Origin of the sequence: Bradyrhizobium sp. SEMIA (assembly GCF_014844175.1) — a bacterium.
Lineage (GTDB): Bacteria > Pseudomonadota > Alphaproteobacteria > Rhizobiales > Xanthobacteraceae > Bradyrhizobium > Bradyrhizobium arachidis.
Genome location: NZ_CP046601.1, coordinates 4,223,790 through 4,241,942, shown reverse-complemented (window position 1 = coordinate 4,241,942; position 18,153 = coordinate 4,223,790). Strand labels below are relative to the sequence as shown.

At 64.8% G+C, this 18,153-nt stretch carries 14 protein-coding genes and 2 pseudogenes; 8 read left to right on the top strand and 8 right to left on the bottom strand.

Translation table 11 applies throughout. The annotated features are described in order from the left end of the window. Nucleotides 1-87: 87 nt before the first annotated feature. Nucleotides 88-708, bottom strand: a complete 621-nt coding sequence (locus tag FOM02_RS20790; RefSeq protein WP_027557436.1) for a TetR/AcrR family transcriptional regulator — start codon at nucleotides 706-708, stop codon at nucleotides 88-90. A gap of 70 nt (nucleotides 709-778) precedes the next feature. Continuing rightward, nucleotides 779-1,306 carry a PaaI family thioesterase gene (locus tag FOM02_RS20785; protein WP_027557435.1) on the bottom strand — a complete coding sequence of 176 codons (528 nt, stop codon included), beginning with the start codon at nucleotides 1,304-1,306 and terminating at the stop codon, nucleotides 779-781. A 152-nt stretch (nucleotides 1,307-1,458) separates the two neighbouring features. On the opposite strand from FOM02_RS20785, the gene FOM02_RS20780 reads away from it, so the two are divergent. The 3 genes and pseudogenes from FOM02_RS20780 (at nucleotide 1,459) to FOM02_RS20770 (ending at nucleotide 5,242) form a co-directional block, all read left to right on the top strand. Then, entirely contained in the window at nucleotides 1,459-2,229 is a 771-nt protein-coding gene (locus tag FOM02_RS20780) for an enoyl-CoA hydratase (RefSeq protein WP_027557434.1), read from the top strand. 293 nt (nucleotides 2,230-2,522) lie between these two features. Further along, nucleotides 2,523-3,719, top strand: a complete 1,197-nt coding sequence (locus FOM02_RS20775; RefSeq protein WP_027557433.1) for an acetyl-CoA C-acyltransferase — start codon at nucleotides 2,523-2,525, stop codon at nucleotides 3,717-3,719. A 226-nt stretch (nucleotides 3,720-3,945) separates the two neighbouring features. After that, nucleotides 3,946-5,242 (top strand): annotated as a pseudogene (locus tag FOM02_RS20770) (MFS transporter). On the opposite strand, the gene FOM02_RS20765 reads toward FOM02_RS20770, so the two are convergent. From FOM02_RS20765 to FOM02_RS20755, 3 genes are all read right to left on the bottom strand, one after another. Next, nucleotides 5,239-6,636, bottom strand: coding sequence for a carbohydrate porin (locus FOM02_RS20765; RefSeq protein ID WP_027557431.1), 1,398 nt, complete (start codon nucleotides 6,634-6,636; stop codon nucleotides 5,239-5,241). The pseudogene FOM02_RS20770 and the gene FOM02_RS20765 overlap by 4 nt on opposite strands. A 6-nt stretch (nucleotides 6,637-6,642) precedes the next feature. After that, nucleotides 6,643-7,662 carry a transporter gene (locus FOM02_RS20760; protein WP_027557430.1) on the bottom strand — a complete coding sequence of 340 codons (1,020 nt, stop codon included), beginning with the start codon at nucleotides 7,660-7,662 and terminating at the stop codon, nucleotides 6,643-6,645. 116 nt (nucleotides 7,663-7,778) lie between these two features. Beyond that, nucleotides 7,779-8,558 carry an acetoacetate decarboxylase gene (locus tag FOM02_RS20755; protein WP_027557429.1) on the bottom strand — a complete coding sequence of 260 codons (780 nt, stop codon included), beginning with the start codon at nucleotides 8,556-8,558 and terminating at the stop codon, nucleotides 7,779-7,781. Between the two features lie 230 nt (nucleotides 8,559-8,788). On the opposite strand from FOM02_RS20755, the gene FOM02_RS20750 reads away from it, so the two are divergent. From FOM02_RS20750 to FOM02_RS20740, 3 genes are all read left to right on the top strand, one after another. Continuing rightward, nucleotides 8,789-9,964: a patatin-like phospholipase family protein gene (locus FOM02_RS20750; protein WP_027557428.1), complete on the top strand. Its 1,176-nt coding sequence runs from the start codon at nucleotides 8,789-8,791 to the stop codon at nucleotides 9,962-9,964. A gap of 489 nt (nucleotides 9,965-10,453) precedes the next feature. Beyond that, nucleotides 10,454-10,879, top strand: coding sequence for a YybH family protein (locus FOM02_RS20745; protein WP_231164346.1), 426 nt, complete (start codon nucleotides 10,454-10,456; stop codon nucleotides 10,877-10,879). A 233-nt stretch (nucleotides 10,880-11,112) separates the two neighbouring features. Further along, nucleotides 11,113-11,388, top strand: a complete 276-nt coding sequence (locus FOM02_RS20740; RefSeq protein ID WP_018319867.1) for a DUF3303 domain-containing protein — start codon at nucleotides 11,113-11,115, stop codon at nucleotides 11,386-11,388. A 649-nt stretch (nucleotides 11,389-12,037) separates the two neighbouring features. Here FOM02_RS20740 and FOM02_RS20735 read toward each other — a convergent pair. From FOM02_RS20735 to FOM02_RS20725, 3 genes and pseudogenes are all read right to left on the bottom strand, one after another. Further along, nucleotides 12,038-12,909 (bottom strand): annotated as a pseudogene (locus tag FOM02_RS20735) (Bug family tripartite tricarboxylate transporter substrate binding protein). Between the two features lie 171 nt (nucleotides 12,910-13,080). Beyond that, nucleotides 13,081-14,295, bottom strand: coding sequence for a CaiB/BaiF CoA transferase family protein (locus FOM02_RS20730; protein WP_027557425.1), 1,215 nt, complete (start codon nucleotides 14,293-14,295; stop codon nucleotides 13,081-13,083). After that, nucleotides 14,292-15,155 (bottom strand): hydroxymethylglutaryl-CoA lyase, encoded by an 864-nt coding sequence (locus tag FOM02_RS20725; protein WP_265442105.1) that lies wholly within the window; start codon nucleotides 15,153-15,155, stop codon nucleotides 14,292-14,294. The genes FOM02_RS20730 and FOM02_RS20725 overlap by 4 nt, the downstream gene beginning before the upstream one ends. A 219-nt stretch (nucleotides 15,156-15,374) precedes the next feature. Between FOM02_RS20725 and FOM02_RS20720 the strand changes: the two genes are divergently transcribed. Together FOM02_RS20720 and FOM02_RS20715 are read left to right on the top strand one after the other, a co-directional pair. Then, nucleotides 15,375-16,337 carry a LysR family transcriptional regulator gene (locus FOM02_RS20720; RefSeq protein ID WP_027557423.1) on the top strand — a complete coding sequence of 321 codons (963 nt, stop codon included), beginning with the start codon at nucleotides 15,375-15,377 and terminating at the stop codon, nucleotides 16,335-16,337. Between the two features lie 141 nt (nucleotides 16,338-16,478). Continuing rightward, the gene (locus FOM02_RS20715; RefSeq protein ID WP_027557422.1) at nucleotides 16,479-17,852 is read left to right on the top strand and encodes an aldehyde dehydrogenase family protein; all 1,374 of its coding nucleotides are present in this window, start codon (nucleotides 16,479-16,481) and stop codon (nucleotides 17,850-17,852) included. Nucleotides 17,853-18,153: the final 301 nt, after the last annotated feature.

The window sequence follows — 18,153 nt, the reverse complement described above, 5'->3', positions numbered from 1 at the left end:
GGCGCAAAGCGCCGTGCCCACCATCTCTCTCCGATAACGACGAAATCGTGGGCACGCTTCGCTTTGCCCACCCTACGGCATCTCGGCCTAGCTCTGCTTCGCTTTCTTCGGCGCCGTCACCTTCGGCTCGCGCTTCGCGCCCTCGAGCGCGCTGTCCTTGCCCGCTTTCAGCACCTCGTCCGACAGCTCGCTGGAGCCGGCGATGCGCGCCAGCAGCATGGTGCCCGCCATCGTCGCCAGCGTCGCGATCGCCTGCTTGCGCGCTGCCTTGCGCGGCTGGTTCTGGATGTAGCTGGTCATCATCTCGATCATCTCATCGAGCTTGCCGGCGAAGGCTTTGCGCGTCTTCGGGCTCTCACGAGCGATCTCGGCGCCGAGCGCGGGGATCGAGCAGCCATGGCCGGGATTGTCGCGATGCAGCGCGGAGAGATAGGTCTCGACGATCTGGGCCAGTTGCTTCTCCGGCGCGGCCTGATCGGACTGCTTGCGCCAATGCTCCATCGAGCGGTCCATGGCATAGGCGAAGGCCTCGATCACCAGCGCCTCGCGGGAGTCGAAATGCGCGTAGAAGCCGCCATGGGTCAGGCCCGCCTCCTTCATGAGATCGGCGACGCCGATGCCATGGGCGCCCTTCTCGCGCAGCCGCACCGAGGCCTTCTTCACGATCCGGTCGTGGGTTTCCTGCTTGTGTTCCCGGGAATAGCGCATGCGGATCTCATTGGATGTCGAAGATCATCTCATAACACAGAAATGAACCAGGCGGTGCATTAATTCGTGTTTAGACATTGCCGATCATCGAAAAGGTTGCAGTCGCATGGACCGCGAGCGCGCCCTTGCCGTCGCGCACAAAACCCTCGGTGTAGCTGGTCTGGCGGCCCAGCTTGATGATCTTGCCTTCGGCCGAGATCAGCCCGGACCGGACCGACAGCGGGCGGAGGAACGTCATCTTCAGGTCGAGAGTCACGGACGATTGGCCAGCCTCCAGACGTGTCGAAATGGCGCAGCCCATGGCGGTGTCGATCAGCGCCGCCGCCGTCGCGCCATGCAGCAGCCCGATGGTATTTTCCAGATCCTCGCGCGGCTCCAGTTCCATGACGATCCGCCCCGGTTCGACCACGGCCATGACGAAGCCGATCAGCTTTGCGAAGGGCGGCGGCGGCAGCCGGCCATCACGGATGCCCAGCATGGCGTCCATGCCGGACAGCCCCATCGCCACTTTCGCAACCGGCGCCGGCACCTGCCAGTCCACCACGCGCTCGCGCCGCTGCGCCGGCGAAAACAGGTCGAGTTGCTCAAGTTCGGTCATGGCGGCCTCTTTGAATGATGCACGTCATACTATGCCACGGACTTCGCACTGGCAACTCCGCCCTGCCCGCTTGACAAGAAGGGCGTTTCGGCCCGGAAGTGATGCGGACGTGCGCGCCTCGCGCCTGTCCACGAAACCTTCGAGATGCCAAGATGGAAATGCTCAACAATCACTGCGGAGTGACGCGCGATGCGCGCGGCGTCGTTCATGTCGCGATCTGCAACGCCGGCTCGCTCAACATCCTGGGCTCGCCCGTGACCGACGCGGTGCACGAAGGCCTGCAGCAGCTCTCGTCCGACCGCAGCATCCGCGTCCTGGTCCTGCGCGGCCAGAGCGAGAAGAGCATGATCGGGGGCGCCGACATCAAGGAGATGGCCAAGCTCGACCAGAAGTCAGCTGAGGCCTTCATCAGCCGCCTGCGCGATCTGTGCGAGGCCGTGCGCCAGTTCCCCGCCCCCGTGATTGCGCGCATGCCCGGCTGGTGCCTCGGCGGCGGGCTCGAGGTCGCAGCCGCCTGCGACTTCCGCATCGCCACGCATGATGCGCATTTCGGCATGCCGGAGGTGCGCGTCGGCATCCCCTCGGTGATCCACGCGGCGCTGTTGCCGCGCCTGATCGGCTGGGCCCGCGCGCGCTGGCTGGTGATGACGGCGGAGAACATCGACGCGCCAACCGCGCTGGCGTGGGGGCTAATTGATAAGGTCGCACCGGAAGGTGGGCTGGACGCCGCCGTGGAGCACCTGGTGAATGCCCTGCTCGAATGCGGCCCGGAGGCGCTGCGCTCGCAGAAGGCGCTGCTGCGGCAATGGGAGGAATTGCCGCTGACGGAATCGGTGAATTTGAGCGTCAAGGTCTTTGGTGAGTCGTTCCTGACGGACGAGCCGACGCGGCTGATGCAGGCGTTTGTCAACCGGAAGCGGTAGGTTTTCCTGCGGTAGTGAGCCGTCACCGCTCCAAAGGCGGTGTCATGCCCCGCGAAGGCGGGGCATCCAGTACGCCGCGGCCCGTCGGCTCAATCACGACTGCCTCGGAGTACTGGATCGCCCGCCTTCGCGGGCGATGACGGCGGTATGCGGAACGACCACCGCGCCCCCCCAATCGAACGACCAAATCTCATCCGACCCACGACATTTTCTCATCCCTCGCGCGGTTGCATTTTTTGCGTCGCATCATATGATGATCATAATCTAAATCATCATCGCCAGGGAGTTTTGTCATGGCCGAAGCCGCCGATCCCGTCGTCATCGTCTCCGCCGCCCGCACCCCGCTCGGCCGCTTCATGGGCGAGCTGTCGCCGCTTGCCGCGCACAAGCTCGGCTCGCATGTGATTGGCGCCGCGCTGGAGCGCGCCAAGCTTGCGCCGGAGAAGGTCGATGAGGTCTTCATGGGCTGCGTGCTACCGGCCGGCCAGGGCCAGGCGCCGGCGCGGCAGGCCGCGCGTGCAGCCGGTCTGCCCGATGCCACCGGCGCCACCACCGTGAACAAGGTCTGCGGCTCCGGCATGAAGGCGACCATGCTGGCGCACGACATCATTCGCGCCGGCTCGGCCGAGATCGTCGTCTCCGGCGGCATGGAGAGCATGAGCAACGCGCCATATCTGCTCGCCAAGGCCCGCGGCGGCTATCGCGCGGGGCACGACCGCATCATTGACCACATGATGATGGACGGCCTCGAAGACGCCTACGAGACCGGCCGCTCCATGGGCGATTTCGGCGAGGCCACGGCCGAGGCCTACCAGTTCACCCGCAAGGACCAGGACGCCTATGCGATGGAGACGCTCAGCCGCGCCCGCAAGGCGGTTGAGGACGGCGCCTTCAAGGCCGAGATCGCGCCGATCACGCTGGCCGAGAAGGCCGGCCCGCGCATCATCGCCAATGACGAGCATCCGCTGAAGGTGGATCCGGCAAAAATCCCGGGACTGAAGCCGGCGTTCCGCGCCAACGGCACCATCACGCCGGCCGCCTCCTCCGCCAATGCCGACGGCGCCGCCGCGCTGGTGCTGACCAAGCGCTCGCTGGCCGATCGCAATGGCCTGCCTGCCATCGCCGAGATCAAGGGCCACGCTACCCACAGCCAGGAACCGCAATGGTTCACCACCGCGCCGATCCCGGCGATCCGCAAGTTGCTCGAGAAGGTCGGCTGGGCTGCCTCCGACGTCGACCTGTTCGAGATCAACGAGGCCTTCGCCGTGGTGGCAATGGCGGCGCAGCGCGACCTCGGCATTCCCCGCGACAAGCTCAACATCAACGGCGGCGCGTGCGCGCTCGGCCATCCCATCGGCGCCACTGGCGCGCGGCTGATCGTGACGCTGCTGCATGCGCTCGAGGCCAACAATCTCAAGCGCGGCGTCGCGGCGCTCTGCATCGGTGGCGGCGAAGCCACCGCGATCGCGGTGGAGCGGCTGACGCACTAAAGCGCGATGAGATCAGGATGAATCGTCGCGCTTTAGGTTATGGTTTGAGCATGATCTTTTCGGAAAACCGCTGCGCACTTTTCCGGATCATGCTCTAACGCCTGATGTCCTGAATCTCCGATGTCCTGAATTGAGGGAAGTCTGTCATTTCAGACTTCCCTCTTCCGTGCCAGACTGCAACGATGACGCAGGTCTCCCAAAGCCTGCCAACCAAGATTGAGGCCCAATGATCTCGAACTGGCTCGCGGCGGCACTCGGCCGCCGCAACATCCACTACGGCTGGGTGATGGTCGGCGTCACCTTCCTCACCGCGCTGATCAGCGCCGGCACGGTCGGTGCGCCCGGCGTGTTCATCGTCCCGCTTCAGAAGGAATTCGGCTGGAGCACGGCGGAGATCTCCTCCGCGCTGTCGATCCGCTTCATCCTGTTCGGGCTGATGGCGCCGTTCGCGGCTGCGCTGCTCAACCGCTACGGCCTGCGCAACGTCACGCTGGCGGCGCAGCTGATCGTCGTCTCGGCGCTGGTCGCTTCGCTGGGCATGACGCAGGTCTGGCAGCTGATCGCGCTGTGGGGCGTCGTGATCGGCATCGGAACCGGCATGACCGCGCTGGTGCTGGGCGCCACCATCGCAACGCGCTGGTTTGCAGCAAGACGTGGCCTCGTCGTCGGCATCATGACCGCGAGCGTCGCCACCGGCCAGCTCGTGTTCCTGCCGTTGCTGGCAAGCCTCACCGAACGCTACGGCTGGCGGCTTGCGCTCGGCTTTCGTCTGCATCGCGCTCGGCGTCTCCGCCCTCGCCGTGCTGCTCGCGATGCGCGATCGGCCGAGCGACGTGGGCCTGCGCCCGTTCGGCGACGAAGGCACGGCACCCCTGCCCGCCCCGCCGGTCAACCACGGCTCGATCACGGGCGTGGCGCTCGGCACGCTGCGCGATGCTTCGAAGTCGAGCGCGTTCTGGATCCTGTTTGCGACCTTCTTCGTCTGCGGCGCTTCGACCAACGGCCTGGTCCAGGTGCACCTGATCCCGATGTGCCTCGATTTCGGCATCCCGCAGGTGCAGGCGGCGAGCCTGCTCGCTGCGATGGGCATCTTCGACTTCTTCGGCACCATCATGTCGGGCTGGCTCTCGGACCGCTACGACAACCGCTATCTGCTGTTCTGGTATTACGGCCTGCGCGGGCTCTCGCTGATCTCCCTCCCCTTCAGCGATTTCTCGTTCTACGGCCTGTCCGTCTTCGCGATGTTCTATGGGCTCGACTGGATCGCGACGGTGCCGCCGACGGTGCGTCTCACGGCGCAGAAGTTCGGACCCGAGCGCGCCAATCTGGTGTTCGGCTGGATCTTTGCCGGTCACCAGCTCGGCGCCGGCACCGCTGCGTTCGGCGCCGGCTTCTCGCGGACGGTCTATCAGAGCTATCTGCCTGCGTTCTTCATCGCCGGCGCGCTCTGCGTGTTCGCTTCGCTGATCGTGCTGGCGCTGTCGCGGCAACCGAAGGCCGAGCCGAAGCCCGCGATGGCCTAGTACCTGATCGTGGTGGTGACGCCGAACACTGCGGCGTCACCGATCCGCGAGAGGCCGGTCGGATCGTTCGGATTCGGGATGCCACCGGAGGGGCGCCACACGTACTGGAAGTAAGGTGCAATCAGCCAGCCCGGCTTGATGTGCGCCTCGTAGATCATCTCGAGCAGGGTCTCGTTGCTGCGCACCGGCCCCGCAACGCCGGTGTAGAAATTCGTATCGACATCGAGATTGCGCGCGGTGTTCGAGATCCGCATATAGGCCATCGCCACGCCGAAGCGGTCGAGCGGACGGCCCGGCGTGAAGCCGACGAAGCCGATGCCGCCGTCGAGATAGAGATCGATCAGGTTGCGGTCCGGCGGGCTGTAGGCGATGCGGCCGAACGCGGTGACACCCGGGAGCGAGGCCGAGGTCGTGTTGTCCTTGACCTCCGGTGGACGGTAGAGCACCTGCTCGATGACGGCGAAGATGCCGTAATTGCCGCGGAGCCTTGCCGGAATGCCGCTGCCATCTGGGTCGGCGATCGACTGCCCTTCCACCGTGAAGCGCTGGCTGTCGAACGAACCATAATGCTTCCACGCGCCCGGCGTGAAATTGCCGGCAAGCGGACGCCCGCCGATATCGATGTCGTAGTTGAAGCGCACCTGCCCGATCACCCAGGGCGGATCGTTGACGCGGAAGGCAAGGCCGTGATGATCGCGCAGCTGCGGATCCTGATCGCCCGGACCGGACGGATCGCCGTTGAAGACCGCGCCGAACAGCGTGACCTGGTCCGACAGCGTGGCCTTGACGCGGATGCCGGGCACCGCGATCGGCGGCGCCGGGCCGCCGGCCGGAAGGTTGCTCGCCTTGATCGCCGGCCAGCCGAAGGTGCCGTTGATGAAGAGGTCGTCGGTCTGGCTGTCGAAGAACTCGACGTCGGCGGCCTGCTGACCGGCCCTGATGTTGAGGCGGTCGTTGAAAAAACTCTGCTCGAAATAGGCGTTGTAGAGCCGCTGGTCCGGCAGCGCCTCGATCTCGCTGATGGTCGCGAGATTCACCACGTAGTTGCGCGAGAGCCCCTGGCCGTAGATCACGAAGCCGTTGGCGTAGAAGCGGCCGCCGGTCCAGCCGACCAGCTTGTCGAGATCGGCATCGATCGACAGGTCGAGGCGGCCGAAATGGATGGCGCCGCGCTTCACGCCGCCGGAAACGTTGGCAATGTTGTCCGCGATGTAGGTGGCGCCGAAATTCAGGCCCTTGTTGGCGAGGCCGTCATGCCACTCGTTGAACCATTTCGGAAACAGCCATTCGGCCGCGCTCTCGTCCTTGGCGCCGGCGAATGCATCCGTGCTCGCCAGGGCGAGCGCAATGGCGGCGGCGCTTTGCAGCAGCAATCTGTGGGCAGTTCCGGTCACGGCAGGCTATTTTTTGAAGATGCCTGTGCGCCGCATGAACAGATAGGCCGCACCGACCGAGCAGATCATCATCGCAGCCGCCCAGATGAAGCCCTCGTCGACGTCGGTGAGCGGCAGGCCCTTGGTGTTCATGCCGAAGATGCCGGTGATCAGCGTCGGCGGCAGCAACAGCGAGGTCACGATCGAGAGCGTGTGGAGGTGGCGGTTGCTCTCCTCCTCGTTCTTGAAGCGCAGCTCCTCCTCGAGCAGGCGGCTGCGCTCGCGCAGCTCGACGATGTCGTGGTCGAGACCGTCCAGCCGCTGCGCCAGCTTGCCGGCATGGATGCGCAAGCTTGGCGCAAGGTGGTCGGTGTTCTTCTGGTCGAGCCGGTGGAACAGCACGCGCAGGCCGGTGAGCTGGCGATGCAGGCGGACGCAGGTCCGGCGCAGGCGGCCGAGATTGCGGCGCATCTCGGGCTTGGCCTCATCGGCGAGAATGCGCTCCTCGATGTCGTCGATTTCCTGGCCGAGCTTGTCGGCCATCCGGTCGAGCGTGTCGGCGACCTCGTCGACGATCTTCTCCAGGAGATGAGCGACATTGTCGACGCGGTAGCCGCCTTCGAGCACGCGGCGCGTCGCATCCGCCGAGCACAGCGCCTGATGGCGGCCGGAGACCAGCAGATGCTCGGTCATGGCGAAGCGCAGGAACGCGGTCTCCTCCGTCGCGCTGTCGATCTCGCGCACGAGATCGGAGAACACGCCGTAGACGCAATGGTCGATGACGTGGAGCTGCTGGAACGTGTCGTTCGACAGCAGCAGCTCGCGCGCGAGCGGCGGCAGCGGCGATGCCGCGATCCACGGCCGCACGCGACCATCTGTCAGGTTGAAATGCAGCCAGAGCCGGCCATCATGAGTGAACTCGATCGGCTGGTCGATCGGAAGCGGCTCGGCGCTACCGTCGCTGTGCAGGCGGAATGCCCAGACCAGGCCGGGAATAGCGGGCTCGGTGTTCCCTATCGCGCTGACAAGCTTTGCCGGCTCAGCCATGGCCAACCCCAACCGTCAACAGATGCCCCGCTCCGGAAGATGGCTGACGGCATCTTCCGGACCCACGCGGGGTACTCAATTACGGCTTTGTTACAGTTTGATGATGGCGAGCCGCCCTACTCGGCGGCCAGCCCCGTCGCGGCGGCTTCGGCTTCCTTGACGTAGTCGTGGACGACGCGGCCGAACGGCAGCGTCAGGTCGGCGATGTAATGGTGCGCGCCGAGGCAACGGCGAACCGGGAAGTCGGCAACCGGCGCATTGACATGCGGCACCAGATGCAGCCGGCCCGGCCCCATCCACGAGCCCTTCGGCACGATGTCGATCAGGTTGATCGCAACGAGCTGGCAGACCTCGAGCCGGCCGTCGACGCCGGGGATCATCTTCAGATTAACTTGCGTCTTCGACAGCGTGGCGCGGGTGAGATCGCCGTTGCCGGCCATGCTCTCGTGCTTGTAGCCCATGGTGCCCATGGCGACGAGCTGGCCGGCGTATTCCAGCGTGCCCGTCAGCGTGTCCTTGACGATCTCGAGTTTCGGATGGGCGTACTTCTTTGGAAAGCCCCAGATCTCGCGGCCGGCGGCGATCGGCGGATCATCGTCCAGATACATCTGCGAGACGAAGTTGACCTCCTCGCCGTTGAGGCGCGCGGGAATGACGAGGCCGGATTCAGTGTAGCTGCCGAAGCCGGAGGAGTCCGGCATCTTGATCCATTCGTAATGCACGATCGACTGGTCGATCGGCTCCAGCGGCTCAGGCAGGCCGGCGCGGATCAGGTCCGGATCGGTTTCGTAGGTGATGACCAGGAATTCGCGGTTGACGAAGCGGTACGGACCGGCCGGATAGCTCGGTCCCGCAGCCGGCATCGACGGAAGTCTCAGCACGTCTTCCCTGCGCATCTTGATCTCCTGTGTGATGCCTCTGTGACGTCCGCGCGCCGGTTCGCGGATATTATGCAAATTGCTAGCCGCCGTCATTGACTGCGATGTGAAGGATTTCCGTCAGCCGCGCGACCTGCCGCCATTCCCGCTGCGGCCAGCATGCATGCGGACGATGCATCGGCGCCGCAATTGTCATCAGGTCGTCACCACCGGACGCAATCGTTTGGAATAGGCAGGAGGCATCGCCCATGGACGCCCGTACGTCGCAACCGACACATTCGACCCACCAGCCCCCTTCGCGCGGCTGGCGGCCCGAGCGCTGCGACCGCGTCGCGCTGGTGCTGCAAGGCGGCGGCGCACTCGGTGCCTACCAGGCCGGCGTCTACCAGGCGCTGCACGAGGCCGGCATCGAGCCCGACTGGGTGTGCGGCGTTTCGATCGGTGCGATCAATTCCGCCATCATCGCCGGCAACAAGCCGGAGAAGCGGCTGGAGGCGCTGCGCATCTTCTGGGAGCGCATCACCAACCGCAAGATCTGGCACTACACGCCTGACGGCGACGTCTTCCGCCAATGGCGCAATCTCTACAGCGCCTGGATGACGTCGGCGATGGGCCAACCCGGCTTCTTCACCCCGCACCAGATCAATCCCTGGTTCAGCCCGGTCGGCGCCAGGACCGCGACCAGCTATTACGACACGATGCCGCTGAAGGAGAGCCTGCTCGAGCTCGTCGACTTCGACCTCATCAACGAGAAGAAGGTCCGCTTCGCGGTCGGCGCGGTCAACGTGCTCTCCGGCAACTTCATCTATTTCGACAACGCCCATGACGAGATTGAGCCGGAGCACATCATGGCCTCCGGCGCCCTGCCCCCGGCGCTGCCGATGGTGCGGATCGGCACCGATCATTTCTGGGATGGCGGCATCGTCTCCAATACGCCGCTGCAGCATCTGCTCGACCAGGAGGACGCGCTCAACTCGCTGGTGTTCCAGGTCGACCTGTTCAGCGCCCGCGGCGTGCTGCCGCGCTCGATCCAGGACGTGATGGCCCGCCACAAGGACATCATGTATTCCTCGCGCACGCGCCACAACACCGACGTCTACCGCCGCACCCACAATCTCAAGGTCCTGCTCTACAAGGCCCTGGCGAAGATCCCGGACGAGCAGCTGTCCGACGAGGACCGCCAGCTCAAGGCGAGCCTGCGCAACATGCCGGAGATCGCGATCCTGCATCTGATCTACCAGCAGAAGGCCTATGAGGGCGACGCCAAGGACCACGAGTTCTCGGGCACCTCGATGCGCGAGCACTGGACCTCTGGCTACGAGGACACCAAGCGCACCCTGAAGCGCCGCGACTGGATCAAGATGCCCGAGGAAGGCATGGGCCTCGTGGTGCACGACGTGCACCGGGAGACGGAGAGCGCGTGAAGAGCGCCTCGCTCGAGGCGCTCCAAACAAAAATTCGAAAACAACCCCATGCACAGTAGCCCGGGGCATGGCGGATCAATGACGTGCCCGTCCCGCAAGCGGATTTGACACGTCGGGCAACACACCGGCATAATGGCACCATCGCAGGACTGTGCGGGACGCCTCTGTCCAGGCTTCAACGGACACGTCGCGGCGTATCATCGCGCGACGCGCAAACACCGGGCTCATGCACCAAAGATCGGTAAGCTGCGCTAGGTCCTAGCGGCACGTCAGCGAAACCTCGGGCCTCAAACTCACTGCGACCCTCACGCACTGCGCCGGTCGCGACCGCCGGCAATCTCCACTGTGCAGCTTCGTCAATGGTGCTGACGGTAATTCCCCGGAATTGCCGTTGCGCCTGCCCCGGTCTGGGATGCGTCATTCAACGCATCCACTTCGAGACAGACGGCTGCCCTGCAGCCGCATCGTACATTGGGTCTGGAGATGATCATGCGCAACATAGCGTCAGTGATGACAATCGTGATCTCGTTGAGCGCGCCGGCTTTGGCCCAGAAGGCCGAGATTGATGCGAACAATGCGAAATGGATCGAACTGTTCAACAAGGGCGATTTTGCCGGGATTGCGTCCCTCTACACCGCCGACGCGATCGCATTCCCGCCCGGCTCCGCGATGGTGCAGGGCCGAACAGCCATCGAGGCCATGTGGAAAGGCATGGCAGAACAAGCGACCGATCCGAAGCTCACAACGGTGGATGTCAAACCGCTTGGGCCTTCCGCGGCACGCGAGATCGGCACGTTCGTCCTGAAGACAAAGGGATCGGCACCGCAGGAAATCACCGGCAAATATGTCGTTGTGTGGGAGAAAGTCGGAGACGACTGGAAGCTCGCCACCGACATCTGGAACGATGGCAAATAGTCGTCTTACGCTTTGCAGGTCCGCTCTGCGCCGCAAGGCATGACAACCTACTGCGAATGTTCGACTGCGATTGCCGTGCGCCGGAAGGATCGCGGCCGTGCCCGGGGATGGCGCGTTGGATCAAAACCGGCGCACCTATTCTTTCGCCGTTGTCATTCGAGACGCCGGCGCTATCGTGCGTATGCGGCACAGCCGCGACATTCATCCGATAATTCTAGTGATGGGAGAATCGCATGAAATTCATAACCACCTGGAGCGTACCCCAAGGCACCTTCAATGCAGCCGTCGCCCGCTTTCTGGAGACCGGAGGCGCGCCACCCGAGGGCGTCAAGATGCTGGGTCGTTGGCATGGCATGAATGGACAGGGATTTGCGATCTCTGAATCGAGTGATCCAAAAGCCATGTATCGTTGGCTCGCGCAATGGTCTGACCTGCTCCCATTGACCGTTACCCCTTGCCTCGAGGACGGAGACGCGGGCGAGGTGATGGCGTCGCTCCCCAAACGGTGACCATCAAGCGTTGATCATCGATACACACGTCGCTGCCGCCGCCGAAACCGGCGGTAGTGACATGCTCGCCAGTGACGACGTCTCAGGACATCATGACCGGGCTTATTGTGTGCCGATGGATAGCGCGTTCCTTCGCAACCGGCTGCAAGTCCCGGGCGTTCGTCGCTGCCCGTCGCCACTCACTTAGGGATGCTCGTTCGCTCCCCTCGGTGAAATAGATGACCCTTGACGATCATTGTGAATGTAACTGCGATGCATAACCAGAGCAGCAGGCTCACCGCCCCGCCAATGAGCAGGCCACGAAAGACGCGTATCCCGTCATCCTCGTCAACGTGCTTCGGGTGCTTGTGACGCGTATGGCGATCGCGTATCGGATCGATTTCACCCATCCGCAATGCAAGGATCGTCCGGTCAAGCACTTCAAGAGGGAATTCAGCCTACCTCCTTCGAGGTACCTCATTCCCGCGATGACAAATGTCGCCCGCTTCACGCGGCCACGGCGAGATTGCGCTCGCGCAGCGCTTCGAACGCCGGCAGCGCGGTCATGTCGTGGAGAAAGACGCGGTCCAGCGTCAGCAGGTCCCGCGTCCCCATAGGTCCTCGCCGTATGGGATTGCCAGATCTTCTCGAACAGCGTTCGCGGCGTGCCCTACTCGCCTGTGATGCCAAGCGCGCGGACAAGCTCGCCCCGCGCCTTGTAGTCGATGTCGATCTGGCGCTTGAAGTCATCCTGGGTGCCACCCATGGCGACCATGCCCTGCTTGTCGAGCCAGGTGCGCATCGTCTCGGTCGCAAGGATCGCGTTGATCTCCTTGTTCAGAGCCGCGATCACCGGCGCGGGCGTCTGCTTCGGCAGCATCAGCCCGATATAGCTGATGATCTTGAAGCCGGGATAGGTCTCGCTGATGGCCGGCACGTCCGGCAACGACGGATAGCGCTGCTCCGACGTGACACCAAGCAGCTTGATCTGGCCAGCGGTTGCCAGCGGCTCCACGGCCGTCGGTGCGCCGAAGATCAGCGGTATCTGCCCGGCCAGGAGGTCGCTCACGGAGGCCGCCGTTCCCTTGTAGGGAATGTGGGTCATGGTGAAGCCGCCGGATTCTGCAGCATCTCACCGGCGAGGCGATGCGGCGTCGAAGCGCCGGCGCTGCCAAAGCTCAGCGCTTGCGGCTTCTGCTTGCCGAAAGCGACGAGCTCGGCGACGGAATTGGCCGGCACATCCTTCGCCGCAGCCAGCAACAGTGGTGACCAGGCGACGCTGACGACCGGCTCCATCGCTTTCGAAAGATCAAAATGGTTGCTGGTGGCGAGGTGCGGATCGATGGTGAGCATCGCATCCGTCACCATCAGCACCGTGTATCCATCCGGCTCCGCTCGCGCCGCCGCCTGCGCGGCGATCATGCCGTTGGCACCGGTCTTGTTCTCGATGACGACGGAGATCTTGAAGGTGTCGCCGAGCTGCTTGCCGATGATCCGTGCAAGCGCATCAGCCTGTCCGCCCGCGGAATAGCCGACCAGCATCGTGATCGTCCGCGCGGGATAGGCTTGTGCCCTTGCGGGCTCAACCATCGCAACCAGCCCAAGCAGCGCGATCGCGCTTGCCGGAATACGCGCCTTCCGTTGAAGCAGCGTACGGGACATCATGATCCCTTCCCTCCCTGTTTGCAGATGGTGGCTCAGCCACTCTTCTTTTTATGCAGGCATGTTCGCGGACACGCCCAATATGCCGGCGGCGCGGAGATCGGCGATCTCGGGCGCCGAATATCCGGCCGCGCCGAGGATCTCGTCAGCGTGTTCGCCGACGCGAGGCGGCTGGCGTTCGAGGCTCGGCCGGTCGCGCGCGTCGCCGAACTCGACGGGCAGCGCCGGAATTCCAACCAGCGGCCCGCCGCCAAATCCGGCGATCGCCGTTGCCAGCAGTCCGCCATTGGCCAAGAGATGCGGATCGACCGACAGCTCATCCGGCCGTCCCACCCGCGAATACGCCACGCGGGCCGTTTCGCATTTGGCGAGAATCTCCTCGAGGGGCAGTCGCGTAATCCGCCGCTCCAGCTCGGGCAGCATCCATTCGCGCGCTTCGCATCGATTGGCGTTGCCGAGGAGCCTCGGATCGTCGCGCCAATCGCCGAAGCCGAACGCGTCGCAGAAGCGTTGCCAGTGCCCGTCGGAGGTGCATCCGATGAAGACCTGGCCGCCATCCGAGGCCGTGAAGACGTCGTACACGCCCCAGGCATTCTTGCGGGCCGGCATTGGCGGCATCGGGCCGCCGATCACGGCGCTGCCGACGACGAGCGCGCCGAGCATGAAGGTCGCGCTCTCGAACAGCGAGCTCGAGACCTTCTGGCCCATGCCGGTGAGGTCGCGTTCGCGCAGCGCCGACAAGGCCGCCACGACGCCGAAGACGCCGCCGAGGATGTCGATCACGGGCGCGCCCGCGCGCAGCGGCCGGCCGGGCGGGCCCGTCATATAGGCAAGGCCGGATTGCATCTGCACGACTTCGTCGAGCGCGCCGCGATTTTCGTAAGGGCCTTTCAGGAAGCCCTTCATCGACAGGTACACGAGCCGCGGGTTGACCTTGCGCAGATCGTCCCAGCTGCACTTCAGCCGCTCGATCGTCCCGGGTCCGAAATTCTCCAGCACAACATCGGCATCCCTGACCAGCCGATGCACGATCGCCTGCCCCTCCTCGCGCTTCAGATCGATCGAGATCGAGCGCTTGTTGCGGTTGTAGGTTGCGAAGAAGCCGGCGGCGAAGCCCGGCAACCGGCGGGTCGGGTCGCCATCGACGGGCTCGATCTTCACGACGTCGGCGCCGAGATCGGCAAACAGGACGCCCGCGCACGGCCCCATGATGGTGTGGCCGAAATCCAGCACCTTCAGTCCGGCGAGCGGCTTTGCGGAGGTCATGCGCTCGCCCTCCGCCGCAACGCTGCGAGCGTGCCCGATCGTAGCGCGGCGCTTGGCAGCCGGTGCCCGACGATCCGCTCGGCAAGACGTCCCGCCTCGATCAGCGCCTCGATGTCGAGACCGGTCGCGATGCCCATTTCCTCGCACAGCAGCGCCAGCTCTTCGGTGGCAATGTTGCCGGGCGCCCCCGGCTGGCCGGCGAACGGACAGCCGCCGAGCCCCGCCACCGCGGCATCGAACGCAGTGACGCCAAGCCGCAGCCCCTCATAGGCGCAGGCGATGCCCTGGCCGCGGGTATCGTGCAGATGCAAGGCGATCCGTAAGTTATCCCAGCGGTCGCGTACGGCGCCGACGGCCGCGGCGACCCGTCGTGGGGTGGCCCAGCCCATCGAATCCGCAAGCGACACCTCGCGCACCTCGATGCCGGCCTCGCGCGCGATGGCGAGACCGTCGGACACCGTCTCGACCACCTTGGCAGCCGGCACGTCCCCGCCAAAATTGCAGCCGAACGCGGCCATGATGATGATCTTGGCAATCGGTACGCCCGCCTGCCGGTGTGCGCGCACATAGTTTCGCATCGCCTCGATCTGCCCGGCGCGATCACGATTGAGATTGCGACGTGCGAACGGCTCGGAGGCGCTCAGCGAGATGAAGCCTGCAAGCGTGAGCTTTTCCTTGAACGCCAAGGCGCGCTGCAGACCGCTGTCGTTGAACCAGAGCGCCGAGTATGCGACGTCTGCACGCGGGCTGAATCCCGCCACCACCGCCTCGGCGTCGGCCCAGCCCGGCACGTGCTTGGGATTGACGAAGGAGGCAACCTGAATGCGCGAAAGACCGGTCGCCGAGAGCGCGTCGATCAAGGCGATCTTGTCCGCGGTCGCGATCGGCCCGGCTCGATCTGAAAGCCCTCGCGCGGCCCCTCCTCGGTGATGACGATCCTGTTCGGCAGATCCATGCCGCGACGCTCCCGGAGCCGTTCTTGTGGGTTCTGGCCGGAGCTTGCCGGGAGGCGCGACATCTGACAAATATAATATGAAGATCATCGTGTTCTGATTATTAGATCGATAGGAAGACGTGCGATGGCGCTCGGATTGCGGCAGATCAGATATTTCATCGCGATCGCCGACGCCGGCGTGCTGTCGCGGGCGGCCGAGACCCTCAACATCGCGCAGTCCGCGCTCAGCCATCACGTTGCGGCGCTCGAAGCCGATCTCGGCGTGAAGCTGCTGGAACGGCGGCCACGCGGCGTCGCCCTGACCGCGGCCGGCCGCCGTCTCTACGAACATGGCAGCGCGGTGCTTGCGAGCCTCGGCAAGGCCGAGGAGGACGTGCGGAGCTTCAACGAGGCGGCGACCGGACCCGTGAGCCTCGGCCTCAGCCACACCGCGATCTCGATGGTCGCCCTCGATCTCATGAAGGCGGTCCGCAAGCACTCCCCCGGCGTGCATCTGAGCGTCGTCGAAGCGCTGTCACCGGCGCTGATCGAGCGCGTCCTCTCCGGCACAGTCGATCTCGCGCTGGCGTACAATCCGCCGCGGGATGCCCGCCTCGACGTGACGTGGCTGCACGAGGAAGACCTCTACCTCGTCGGGCATCCGAGCCTGATCGGCCGATCCTCCGCGCCGATCGCCTTCTCCGCCATTCCGCAGGGGAGCGTGCTCGGGTTGACGCCGATTCCGGCATCACGCGCCATCATCCAGACCCAGGTGCTGCGCAACCAGATTATCCCGAGCGAAACACTCGAGGTCGATTCGCTGTCGGCGCTGCGCATGGCGCTCGAAGCCGGCCTCGGATGCGCGATCCTGTCCCGCGCAACTGTCCTTGCGGACATCGCGGCGGAGAAATATCACGCGCGCCGCATCGTCGATCCGCCCCTCTCGCGTTCGCTTGGACTCGTGGCTCTCGCGGACCGGCCGCAGACCAAGGCCTTCCTCGAGGTCCGCAAGACCGTGACGGAGGTCGTCCGCACGGCCGTCGACGAACGGCGATGGCCAGCAAAGAGGAGCGAGCGGCAAAAGCGACGGCGTGGTGCTGCGGCCTGATCCTTGATTGCGAAATCGCACGACTGATGCTCTCTCTGCCAATGCGCGACATGGCGACCGGCCGCGGCACCGAGCTAAACTATGGGCGCGCCACGAGGCTCCAGCGCCACGCCAAGAACACAACACGCCATGGAGACGAGAATGCTCAAAGTCGTACAGGCCTTCGACCGAAAAGAGATCGCCGAGCTCGCCAGCGACGGCGCCGCAGCGCTGGAAGCGAAGTACGAGACTGCGCGAAGGCTGCTCGCGGACCGAAAGGCCTGGCTGAAACCGCATCAGCGGATCGCCATCCTCCACAAGCTCGCCGATCTCGTTGCCGAGAAGCGGCAGGATTTCGGCCTTCTGATCGCGCGCGAAGGCGGCAAGCCGCTGACGGATGCATTGATCGAGACGGATCGGGCGATCGACGGCATCCGCTCGGCGGCCGACTTTCTGCGCACCCGCGCCGGGGTCGAGATCCCCATGGGCCTGACGCCCGCGAGCGAGGCCCGGCGGGCATGGACCATCAAGGAGCCGATTGGCATCGTCGCGGCGATTTCGGCCTTCAACCATCCGCTCAACCTGATCGTTCACCAGCTCGCCCCGGCGATCGCGACCGGCTGCCCGGTGATCGTCAAGCCGGCGGGCACGACGCCGCTGTGCTGCGTGGAACTGGTGAAGCTCATTCACAAGGCGGGCATGCCGGAAGGCTGGGTTCAGACCTTCCTCCCGGAAGATCACAGCCTTCCGGAAAAATTTGCGACCGACCCGCGCGTCGCCTTCCTCAGCTTCATCGGCTCGGCGCGTGTCGGCTGGCACCTGCGATCGGTCATCACTCCCGGCGCGCGCTGCGCGCTGGAGCACGGCGGCGTCGCTCCCCTCATCATCGACCGCAGCGCCGATCTCGAGAAGATCATCGAGCCGGTCGTCAAGGGCGGATATTACCACGCCGGCCAGGTCTGCGTGTCGGTCCAGCGCATCTACGTCCATTCTGCGCTTCAGAAGGAATTCATCGACAGGATGGCGGCGCGGGTCGAGGCCCTGAAGGTGGGGGATCCAACGCTTGCCGAGACCGAAGTCGGGCCGCTGATCACGCCAAACGAGGTCGCGCGTGTCGAAAGCTGGATCGCCGAGGCAACCTCGGCCGGGACGCGCCAGATCGGCGGCGGACGGTTGAGCGAGACGACGCTCAAGCCCTCGATCCTCGTTTCACCGCCCCGCAATGCGAAGGTCTCGACGCTCGAAGTGTTCGGGCCGGTGACCTGCATCTACCCGTTCGATCACATCGACGACGCGATCGCCGAGGCCAACTCGCTGCCCGTCTCGTTCCAGTCCGCCATCTTCACGCGCGATCTCGCCACAGCCCTGGATGCGGCAGAGCGCCTCGACGCGGCGGCGGTGATGATCAACGACCATACGGCGTTCCGCACCGACTGGATGCCTTTCGCCGGCCGCCGCGTCTCCGGACACGGTGTCGGCGGCATCCCCTACACGATGCACGAGATGACCGCGGAGAAGATGATCGTGTTCAAGTGAACGCTCGTCACCAGCGCGGACGACCGGCTCTGTCCTCCGCCGGTGTGTGGCCGCGACCTGTTCAGCAATCAGCTGTTACAAACCGGAAGGACACCGCGACTGGAGAGAGGACCGCCGCCAGGTGCTCGGGGAGTGTCAACGACCGGGTTCGAGGCGACGGTCCTCAGGCGCGAGAACTTGGGGAAATTCCAGGGCCTGAGGCGAACGATAACGGCCGCCGTGCCGCTTCGCCAAGCGGAGAAGGATTGCTGCGTATGGAGAATTGTTGCGCATGAGCAGCGATCGAGGCCGAGCGATCGAA

Coding starts and splice junctions, on each gene's coding strand:
- FOM02_RS20790 (WP_027557436.1), bottom strand. CDS start 708: ATGCGCTATTCCCGGGAACACAAGCAGGAAACCCACGACCGGATCGTG.
- FOM02_RS20785 (WP_027557435.1), bottom strand. CDS start 1,306: ATGACCGAACTTGAGCAACTCGACCTGTTTTCGCCGGCGCAGCGGCGC.
- FOM02_RS20780 (WP_027557434.1), top strand. CDS start 1,459: ATGGAAATGCTCAACAATCACTGCGGAGTGACGCGCGATGCGCGCGGC.
- FOM02_RS20775 (WP_027557433.1), top strand. CDS start 2,523: ATGGCCGAAGCCGCCGATCCCGTCGTCATCGTCTCCGCCGCCCGCACC.
- FOM02_RS20760 (WP_027557430.1), bottom strand. CDS start 7,662: ATGGCTGAGCCGGCAAAGCTTGTCAGCGCGATAGGGAACACCGAGCCC.
- FOM02_RS20755 (WP_027557429.1), bottom strand. CDS start 8,558: ATGCGCAGGGAAGACGTGCTGAGACTTCCGTCGATGCCGGCTGCGGGA.
- FOM02_RS20750 (WP_027557428.1), top strand. CDS start 8,789: ATGGACGCCCGTACGTCGCAACCGACACATTCGACCCACCAGCCCCCT.
- FOM02_RS20745 (WP_231164346.1), top strand. CDS start 10,454: ATGCGCAACATAGCGTCAGTGATGACAATCGTGATCTCGTTGAGCGCG.
- FOM02_RS20740 (WP_018319867.1), top strand. CDS start 11,113: ATGAAATTCATAACCACCTGGAGCGTACCCCAAGGCACCTTCAATGCA.
- FOM02_RS20730 (WP_027557425.1), bottom strand. CDS start 14,295: ATGACCTCCGCAAAGCCGCTCGCCGGACTGAAGGTGCTGGATTTCGGC.
- FOM02_RS20720 (WP_027557423.1), top strand. CDS start 15,375: ATGGCGCTCGGATTGCGGCAGATCAGATATTTCATCGCGATCGCCGAC.
- FOM02_RS20715 (WP_027557422.1), top strand. CDS start 16,479: ATGCTCAAAGTCGTACAGGCCTTCGACCGAAAAGAGATCGCCGAGCTC.